6 protein-coding genes and 3 tRNA genes are annotated in these 9907 nt (G+C 49.2%); 5 read left to right on the plus strand and 4 right to left on the minus strand.

The window, feature by feature from the left end; all coding sequences use genetic code 11:
- Positions 1-22 precede the first annotated feature (22 nt).
- The 5 genes from MHN31_RS22600 to msrB all read left to right on the plus strand — a co-directional run bounded on the left by MHN31_RS22600 (position 23) and on the right by msrB (position 7409).
- Complete coding sequence (locus MHN31_RS22600) at positions 23-3430, plus strand: AAA family ATPase (RefSeq protein WP_239445378.1); 3408 nt, start codon at positions 23-25, stop codon at positions 3428-3430.
- 16 nt (positions 3431-3446) lie between these two features.
- Complete coding sequence (gene zipA, locus MHN31_RS22605) at positions 3447-4151, plus strand: cell division protein ZipA (RefSeq protein ID WP_125564439.1); 705 nt, start codon at positions 3447-3449, stop codon at positions 4149-4151.
- 81 nt (positions 4152-4232) lie between these two features.
- Positions 4233-6254, plus strand: coding sequence for an NAD-dependent DNA ligase LigA (gene ligA / locus MHN31_RS22610; protein ID WP_239445379.1), 2022 nt, complete (start codon positions 4233-4235; stop codon positions 6252-6254).
- Positions 6255-6298: 44 nt separating this feature from the next.
- Positions 6299-6784, plus strand: a complete 486-nt coding sequence (locus MHN31_RS22615; protein WP_194868536.1) for a DUF2919 family protein — start codon at positions 6299-6301, stop codon at positions 6782-6784.
- Positions 6785-6953: 169 nt separating this feature from the next.
- Entirely contained in the window at positions 6954-7409 is a 456-nt protein-coding gene (gene msrB / locus MHN31_RS22620) for a peptide-methionine (R)-S-oxide reductase MsrB (RefSeq protein WP_058797403.1), read from the plus strand.
- Between the two features lie 20 nt (positions 7410-7429).
- On the opposite strand, the gene MHN31_RS22625 is transcribed toward msrB, so the two are convergent.
- The 4 genes from MHN31_RS22625 to MHN31_RS22640 all read right to left on the minus strand — a co-directional run bounded on the left by MHN31_RS22625 (position 7430) and on the right by MHN31_RS22640 (position 9748).
- Complete coding sequence (locus MHN31_RS22625) at positions 7430-9064, minus strand: response regulator (protein WP_125564444.1); 1635 nt, start codon at positions 9062-9064, stop codon at positions 7430-7432.
- A 394-nt stretch (positions 9065-9458) separates the two neighbouring features.
- Positions 9459-9534: transfer RNA gene (locus tag MHN31_RS22630), tRNA-Val, on the minus strand.
- A 40-nt stretch (positions 9535-9574) separates the two neighbouring features.
- Positions 9575-9650 (minus strand) — tRNA-Val (locus tag MHN31_RS22635).
- A gap of 22 nt (positions 9651-9672) precedes the next feature.
- Positions 9673-9748: transfer RNA gene (locus MHN31_RS22640), tRNA-Val, on the minus strand.
- Positions 9749-9907 lie beyond the last annotated feature (159 nt).

The following is a 9907-nucleotide window of genomic DNA, read 5'->3' on the forward strand; positions in this document are numbered from 1 at the left end:
TTGCACTTAAGCTATTGTTTATATGCGTCTGAGCAGCATCAAACTGGCCGGCTTCAAATCCTTTGTTGAGCCGACCAAAATTCCCTTTCCAGAGCCGATGACTTGTGTTGTTGGCCCTAATGGGTGTGGCAAGTCTAATGTCATTGACGCCGTACGCTGGGTACTGGGTGAAAGCTCCGCAAAAAACCTCCGCGGCGATGCCATGACGGACGTTATCTTTAATGGCTCAACTCATCGCAAGCCTGTGTCTCAGGCTTCGGTAGAGCTGCTTTTCGACAATACTCAGGGGCGTCTGCCAGGTTCTATGGCCGATAGGACACAGGTGGCGATCAAGCGTCTGGTAACCCGAGATGGCCAGTCACTGTATTTCCTCAATGGCAGTAAATGCCGTAAACGCGACATCACTGACATCTTTCTCGGCACCGGCCTTGGCCCGCGTAGTTATGCAATTATCGAGCAGGGGATGATTTCGCGACTTATCGAGAGTAAGCCGCAAGAGCTGCGTATCTTTTTGGAGGAGGCCGCCGGTGTCTCCAAATACAAAGAGCGTCGTCGGGAAACGCAGACTCGGATCAAAAGTACTCGAGAGAATCTGGAACGTTTGCTGGATATGCGTCAGGAGCTGCAAAATCAGCTTGACCGGCTGTCTAAACAGGCCGATGCGGCTCGTCAGTATCGAGACCTAAAGGCACAGGAGCGGACTCTGAAAGGCCAGCTGGCGGTGTTAAAGTGGCAGGAGTTACATGCCAGACAGCAGGAAAAAACCATTCAGATCACTAAACTGAATGAGCAATTGACCTTTTTGGAGCAAGCCCATGGTGGTCATGATGATGTGCTGGCCACGTGTGAGCAGCAAGTTACCCACTTCAGCGAGGCGCAATCGGAATTACAACAGCAGCTTCATACCACCCAAACTCAGTTAACCCGCCTGGAGCAGCAGAAAATCCATCTGAGCGAAAAACGCCGTGACTTAGAGGATAAACAAACACAGTTGAACGAAGAGATTGCCCAGGCTCAGGCGTTATATGAACAGCAACAACAACATTGTGCAGAATTAGCCGAGCAAGCTGAGATACATCAGGAGGCTGCGCAGATAAGTGCTGAGAAGCTGGCTGAAGCAGAAATATTAAACGAAGAAAAAACCCAGCAGCTGCAAGCATCAGAAGCGGCTAATCAGCAGAATCAGCAGGTACTTGAGCAGGCACGACAGCATGCTCAGCAATGTCAGTTAGCGTTGCAACGTGTAACTCAGCAACAACAGCACTTGACGCAGCAACAAGCGCAATTGGCACAGCAGTTGGCGCAGCATGGTACACAAAACCCGGCTGAGGCATTAGCACTGCAACAAAAAGCGCATCAGGAGTTGGTGCATGCTATGGCCATCTCACAGCAGGAAAACCAGCGTCTGAGTGCCGAGCTACACCGTTTGAACGAGGCAAAAGCGGCGCTACGGCAACAGGTTCAGACGCAGCAGGTCAAACTTGGGCAGGTTCAGGCTCAGGTGCAGGCGCTGGAAAAACTCACCCATGCTCAGCAAAGTGACAGTGAAGATGCCCCCGGTGTGCCTTTGCTCAGTGCTTTAAGGGTCGAATCAGGCCGCGAACAGGTTGTGGAACGTGCGATGCTGGGGCTGGGCTCGCTGCGGATCACAGAACAAGACTATGTCAACCGGATCTGGGCCAGTACAAAAAGAGAGAAAACCCCGAACAGTGTGGCGATGTTAGTCCATTCAGACGTTTACCCCGAGTTTCTCAATCAGATTGAGTGGCTCGGTGAGGCGCGTCACTTTAGCGCACACACAGCGTTTTTTGCCGCCATTGATGATGAAGGCAACTTGTATGGGCATAACTGGCGGGCGCAAGAGACAGATACGCAGTCGGAGAATTTGCTTGCCCATTATAGCGAGCTGCGTGCCCATCAGGCGGCATTGCCGGAGATTGAAGCGCGGCTTAGCGAACTGGAAGCTGCGCTTGGGCCACTGGAAGCGTCAGCGGTGCAATGTGCCGAGCAGCTTGAAACCAATAAACAGGCTGTTCATGAAGCGGCCAAACAGGTCGCCAGCAGCCAGACCCGAGTGGACATGCTGGTGGCTCAGCAAGCCAACTGGGAACAACAAAGCCATCAACTAGAAAGCAATCAACATGAATTGGCTGAGCAGAGCGAACTGCTGGTGGCACAGCTCGAAGAAAGCGAGCAAATTTTGTGGCAGGCAGAAGAAGCGCAGGATTTACAGCAGCAACAGGTGGATCAGGCGAGCGAATCACTGGATACACTCAAGCGGGCACTGCTTCATCAACAGCAACAACAACGTGACATTCAACAGCAGTATCATCAGGCGAAACTGAAACTCCAGCAGGTTGAAAGTGATGTGCAGCTTGGCCAGACTAAACTTAGCCACCTTGCCCAGACCCTAACGCAGGGCACAGAATCACTTGCGCAAGTGCAGCAACAATTACACAGCTGTGAAGAACCCGGTGTTGAGCTGGAGCAACAGCAAACCGAATTGTTGATCCGCCATACCGAGCTGGAGCAAGCACTACAGGATGGCGCGGCAAAACTGAATGAAGCAAAGCAGCAACTGAGTGATAAACAGCTGGCGTTGAAAGATGCTCAGGCACAGAGCACTAAACTCAAAGAGCAACGTCAGCAGTTGGCTTTACAGGAACAAAGTTTAATGGTGAAGGCACAGGCCGTGCTTGAGCCCTTGACAGAGCTGCGTCAGACACTCAAAGACGTTTTGGCTCAGTTACCTGAAGAGGCACAGGCCAGCAGTCATCAGGGTAAACTGACTCGCATTGCCCAGCAGCTGAGTCTGTTGGGGGCGGTGAACCTTGCCGCGATTGAAGAATTTGATGAAGCCCAGCAACGTAAACGGTATCTTGACGAGCAGCTGGACGATCTCAGTGCCGCGCTGGAAACGCTTGAAGGGGCTATTCGTAAGATTGACCGTGAGACGCGTAGCCGTTTTAAAACGACCTTTGATCAGGTTAATCAGGACCTGGCGGAACTGTTTCCCAAGGTGTTTGGTGGTGGTAGCGCCTATCTGGAACTGACCAGTGATGACTTGTTAGAAAGTGGTGTCACCATAATGGCAAGACCGCCGGGTAAGAAAAACTCGACAATTCATCTGTTAAGTGGTGGAGAAAAAGCCCTGACCGCATTATCATTGGTATTTTCAATATTTAGACTAAATCCGGCCCCATTTTGTATGCTGGATGAAGTAGATGCACCGCTGGACGATGCGAACGTAGGACGCTTCTGCCGACTGGTCGAAGAAATGTCGCAAACGGTGCAGTTTATATACATCAGCCACAATAAGGTCGCAATGGAAATGGCAGGCCGGCTGACGGGGGTGACCATGGCGGAACCCGGAGTTTCACGTATGGTTGCCGTAGATATAGAACAAGCAGTGCAAATGGCGCATGCATAATAAGTAAAGGTGAGCAATGGCCACAGAATTAAGATGGGCATTAATCGTGATCAGTGCACTGATCATTGGTGGATTATTGATACATGGCTTATGGTCGGTGAGAAAAAAAGAGAACCAGGACACCGATAGCCCCGCACCCGCAAAAAAACCGGAAACGGCCCCTCAGCCACAACGCGAAGAAGAGCCTCAGCTGGGCGAAATGAGCTTTTCTGCGGTTGATGAGGATAAGCAACCGGCCTCTGCTGAAGCCGATACCGAAGCGACCGAGCAAGCGGAGACTGAGCAGCAGGAATCACCGCAGGAAATGGCGCCGCAGGAGTTTATTATTCTGCATATTGATATGCCTGAAGGGCTAACCATGGCCGGCTCTAAGTTGCTACCTTGCGTATTGAGCCTGGGCTTTAAGTACTCTGATGAAGGTTTTTTTAATCGTCATGTTGAATCATCAGGTAATGGTCCGGTCTTGTTCCGTTTGGTCAATATGTACAATCCAGGCACCTTCGATATCGACAATATGGAACAGTTCAGCACCGGTGGCGTGAGTCTGTTTATGACCTTGCCTTGTGAGGGGGACAGCATGGCTGCGTTCAATATGCTACACAGTGCCGCGAAGAAACTCGCCGATGAATTTGGTGCCAGTGTGCTGGACAGCAATCGAGAGCCACTCACCGTGAATACCACCCGTGCCTATGTAGAAAAGGTACGAGAATATACCGTATAAGCGTTAAAGCTGCCTTCGGGCTCAGACGCGACAGAGCCACGGACCCGGGTCCGTGGCTTTTTGTGTTATTAAGAGGTTGTAATGTCAGAAACTATCAGCAAACAAATCAAAGAATTAAGACAGCAATTGGAAGTCTATAATTACCAATACTATGTCTTGGATCAACCAACGGTACCCGATGCAGAATATGACCGTGTAATGCGTGCCCTGATTGAGCTGGAAACTCAGCACCCTGACTATGTAACCCCGGACTCACCGTCTCAGAAAGTAGGCGGTGCGGCGCTGAGTAAATTTGAGCAGGTCACCCATCAGGTCCCTATGCTGTCGCTCGATAACGCGTTTGGTGAAGCTGAATTCACTGCTTTTAATCGCCGTATCAAAGAACGCCTGCTGCACAACGAAGAATTGGATTTCTGTTGTGAACCTAAGCTGGACGGTCTGGCTGTCTCTATTCTTTATCGGGATGGTGTGCTGGTTCAGGCAGCAACACGTGGTGATGGCCAGGTGGGTGAAAATATCACCGAGAACGTCAAGACCATCCGCAATATTCCATTGCGCCTGCGTGGCGATGATATTCCCGCGGAGCTGGAAGTACGTGGCGAAGTCTTTATGGACAAAGCGGGGTTTGCTCGCCTGAATGAAACCGCAGCGAAACGGGACGAAAAAACTTTTGCTAATCCACGTAATGCCGCAGCGGGAAGCCTGCGGCAGCTGGATCCTAAAATTACTGCTAAACGGCCACTGATGTTTTACGCCTATTCAATGGGTGTTGTGCAGGGGGCCGAGCTGGCTGATACTCACTATGCTCAGCTACAACAGTTAAAAGAGTGGGGTTTGCCAATGTGCCCGCAAACAAAGCGGGTGACGGGCGCCAGTGCGGCTTATCAGTATTACGAGGCCATCATGGCTGAGCGTGATGCGCTGCCTTACGAAATAGATGGTGTGGTGATCAAGGTCGACCATAAGCCATTTCAGGAGCAGCTCGGTTTTGTCGCACGTGCGCCGCGCTGGGCCATTGCGTTTAAATTCCCTGCACAAGAGGAATTAACTCAATTACTGGATGTCGAGTTTCAGGTCGGTCGTACCGGAGCCATTACACCCGTAGCTCGGCTTGAGCCCGTATTTGTCGGTGGTGTCACAGTGTCTAATGCGACGTTACATAATCGGGATGAAATCGAACGTTTGGGCGTAAAAGTCGGTGATACTGTCATCATTCGACGTGCCGGGGACGTGATCCCGCAGATCACCCAGGTGGTGCTGGAAAAAAGGCCTGCGGATGCCCGTGAGATTACTTTCCCGGCTACCTGCCCGGTGTGTGATTCCCATGTAGAGCGGGTAGAGGGTGAAGCGGTTGCGCGTTGTACTGGTGGCTTAGTGTGCCGTGCACAACGCAAAGAAGCGATTAAACACTTTTCTTCGCGTAAGGCGCTGGACATCGATGGACTGGGTGACAAGATTGTTGAGCAGCTGGTTGAGCGCGAGTTGATCACGACGCCAGCTGAATTATTCATATTACGTCAGGGGCACTTCGAGTCGCTGGAGCGTATGGGCCCGAAATCAGCCAAAAATTTGGTTGCGGCATTGCAGGCTGCTAAACAAACGACTCTGGCCAAGTTTATGTACGCACTTGGGATCCGTGAAGTGGGCGAGGCCACAGCACAAAACCTGGCGAATCATTATCTGACGCTTGAAAACGTGATGAATGCCTCCATTGAGAGTCTACAGGAAGTCAGCGATGTTGGCGTTGTGGTTGCCCAGCATATTCATGCGTTCTTCTCTGAGCCTCACAATCAGAAGGTGGTGAGCGACCTGCTTGAACAGGGGCTGCATTGGCCTGAAATTGCGGCGAAGGAAGAAAGTGAGCAACCGCTTGCTGGTTTAACATACGTTCTGACAGGTACTTTGAGTCAGTTAAACCGCAATGATGCTAAGGCACGATTGCAGGCGCTGGGTGCCAAAGTATCCGGCAGCGTGTCAAAGAATACCCATGCGCTCGTTGCAGGCGAAAAAGCGGGTTCTAAGCTGACTAAGGCGCAGGACCTCGGGATTGATATCCTCGATGAAGCGGCGCTGATTGCACTGCTTGATTCACATCAGGGGTAATTAACAGGCAGGCTGCTAACCTGCCACAGAATGAGAGAAGTGGTATGAGCAAGTTACAGGCGGGGTATGGGCCCGAGTATTGGGATAAATATGGGGTATATCGCACGCCTGTAGGGTTTAATCTGACTTTGTTGGTGTTGCTCAGGCCCTTTTTTCTGTGGCTGGTTTCAGCCCTCACATGGCGTCCTGATCTTGATCTCATGTCATTGTTTTTTCATTCAAAGCAACACTTCTTTGTGGCAGTCATGATAGCGAGTCTGGCACTGATCCCGACTGTGCTGTTTTCATTGCGCAGGCCAACAAGTTCTCCCAAACTCGCCAACTTCTGGCGTCATATGCGCTGGCCACTGCTGCTGGCAGCCTGTCTCGACCTGGCCTGGCTGGGGATGCAAATTGTTCAGGCGCAGTATCAGTTTTCTTTCTATCTGGCCATTCAAGCAGTGTTGGTGTCTTGGGTAATTTTATATTTGCTCAAAAGCCGATACTTAACGTGTTTTTTTGGGGATTGGCCTGAACCTGAAAATAATTGACTTGACGCTGACGGGCTAACAACTAAACATTAGGGCGATCGTGGCTTTCATATTGGCGTAAAAATAACACGCTAGTCTGATCTGGACTGGCTGTGTCACTCTATAACAATAAGACAAATCTCATGTGTTGCCAATATGGAGTAACCCAACATCAAGCGGAGAAAGAGACATGTTAACTTGGCGAGATATTCTGCAGTTCGCAGACAACGGTAATCCACAACCACCCAGGCGCGTCGAAAAAAATCTGATGCAATGGCAGGCGTTGCTGGAACCTTCGGTTTTTCATATCACCCGCAACCGCGGTACGGAGCGTCCGTTTAGCTCGCAAAGCTGCACTGTATTTTCACCGGGTAAATATCATTGTGCCTGCTGTGAACAGCTGCTGTTTGATGCAGAAGAAAAGTTTGATAGCGGCTCTGGCTGGCCCTCATTTACTCAGCCATATTGTGCAGATTCAGTCGCTTATCGGCTGGACCGCTCCCATGGTATGGACAGAGTGGAGATTGTTTGCAATGTCTGCGATGCCCATCTTGGACACGTTTTTCCGGATGGTCCTAAGCCTAGTGGTTTGCGCTATTGTGTCAATGCACTGGCGTTGAAAAAACACGAAGAAGGCACCCACTAAGTTATCAGGGGCGTTTTTCGTTAGGGTTTAAAGTCCAGTTTCATCTCTGCCAGCTGGGCTTGTAGCTTGTCGAAGCGTTCCTGCTGCTCAGGTTCAAGGTGTGCCGCGCTCAGTGTCTTATAGCATTTTTCTGCCAGGTTTGAGTTAAACGTGGTGGCTTGCTTTCCGGTTGCATCGGCCAGGCATTGCAGTAAATTGAGTGCGATACTGGCATTTTTAGGCATCACTCTGAATGCTTGTGTGAACGCTTCTAATGCCACGTCTAACTGCCCCTTCTGGAACTGCTTTACAGCGTGGTTATTGAGCTCTTTTGGTCCCATTGTGATGTTTTTTCGTTCATCCTGTTGTTGTTGAAGCAGGTGCATTAAGGTTGGATCTTTCTGCTGCTGATGGCGTTCGCAGTGCGTAATTATTTGACCAAACAACGCTTCTGCTTTGTGCTGAAACCCCAATTCGTGGAAGGCTTTGGCTTTATCTAATGCAGCATCAACCGAGCGTATTTGAGGCTCATCTTCCAACTGTTCCATGAGTTGCCGCGCTTTGGTATGTTCATCTTTCAGATAATGAAGCCGCGCATTTAATACGTCAATTTGAGTCTGGTTGTTGGCATTGGGAAACTGCTTTTTGAGATCACTCAGATATTGCTGAGTTTGTCGGGTGAGACGGGTGATCTGGTCATGCTGATCTGTGCTGAGCGCAAAGTCAATGCCAGCTCGGGCTGCATTCAAATAGACTTCCGGGCTGTCATGCATTGAAAAGCGGGCAAAGTTAGCGATTTCTTTTTGTGCATTGTAGCTGCATTCATAATCATGGTTAATACGTGCAACGGTACTGAGAGACTTCTGACGCTCAATATTGCGCGGTGCAATCTGAGAGGCTTTTACCAACGACTCCTGTGCTTCTTCAAATTGGTTGAGTTTGAGTTCCAGGCGAGACAATAGATCTAATGCAGCAAGTCGGGTTTCGCTTTTCTCTATCAGTGACTTGAGCATTTTTTGCGCCATGATGTCTTCATTATTTGCTATCAGGGTTTCGACTAAACCGAGTTTGGCCCAGGTAAACTTTTGCAGCTCAAGTACGGAGCGATAGAATTGCTTGGTTTCGTCAAACTGCTTAAGTTTTAACAGGGTCTCGCCTTTAAGCTTTAGTAATATCGGGCTGTAAGCGTGCTCACCGCTCTCAAGTTCAGAGTTAATGAGTTTCAGCGCTTTAGAGTAATTCTCGTCGTCAATCAAGTTATAGAGCGCCTTAAGGCTACGTTTACGCTTTAACACTCGCTCAATACGTGCTTTAAGCTCCTTTATGCTAAAAGGCTTCACCAGGAAGTCATCTGGTTGCAACTCAACGATACTGTGAACTAATTCTGGACTGGTTTCTGCGGAGGTGAAAATAAACCCGGTGCTTTGGCGGATCAGGCGTTTTTTAAGCAGCTCCTCGTATAGCTGATACCCATTCTGACGTTTACTCAGATCAAACGAGCAAATAATTAAATCGAATTTATGATGGATACAACTTTCCTTTGCCAGCTGGGCGTTTTCGGCAAACTGGACGTTTTTGTAGGCCAGCTGGTCCAGCGACTGCTTAATGTAGCTCAGCGCTAGCTGCTGTTCTTCCACGATCAAAATTTTTGCATTTACAAAGGGTTGAACAGGCATAGAGTAAAGGATAAAGGAATAAATTCTGCATGCTTTTAGTCTAGACGTTTATTTTTTCTTTTGAAACATAAGGATTAAAAAGCTTGCTAAGAATGCATAGAAAGTAGGGGGGTGCATTGCTAGAACGAGTCCAGTGCTGAATTGACTGAAGTATACGAGAAAAATAATAAGAATTTAGATGATGGTGGGTTGTAATGAACTTGAATTGGTAATGCTCGCCTTGGTTAGGAATGAGCGCGATGTGGCATCGACCAATGTACACGCGGTAAATAACAGGAATTTAGATGATGGTGGGTTGTAATGAACTTGAATTGGTAATGCTCGCCTTGATTAGGAATGAGTGCGATGTGGCATCGACCAATGTAAACGCGGTAAATAACAGGAATTTAGATGATGGTGGGTTGTACTGGACTTGAACCAGTGACCCTCGCCTTGTAAGGGCGATGCTCTCCCAACTGAGCTAACAACCCATGCATAGATGCAGGTATATACTCTGTATTTCCGAAGAAATGGTGGGTTGTACTGGACTTGAACCAGTGACCCTCGCCTTGTAAGGGCGATGCTCTCCCAACTGAGCTAACAACCCAGAGTATTATTTTTTATTAAGATGGTGGGTTGTACTGGACTTGAACCAGTGACCCTCGCCTTGTAAGGGCGATGCTCTCCCAACTGAGCTAACAACCCATCTTAAATTTACAGCAGCATTCAAAGTTATGGTGGGTTGTACTGACTTTAAATCAGTCCCTTGCCTTGGTAAGAATGAGCGCGATGCTGCATCGACCAAGTTCACCAAAATTATGGTGGGTTGTACTGGACTTGAACCAGTGACCCTCGCCTTGTAAG

Origin of the sequence: Pseudoalteromonas sp. McH1-42, from assembly GCF_022347845.1 — a bacterium.
GTDB classification, from domain to species: Bacteria; Pseudomonadota; Gammaproteobacteria; order Enterobacterales; family Alteromonadaceae; genus Pseudoalteromonas; species Pseudoalteromonas rubra_D.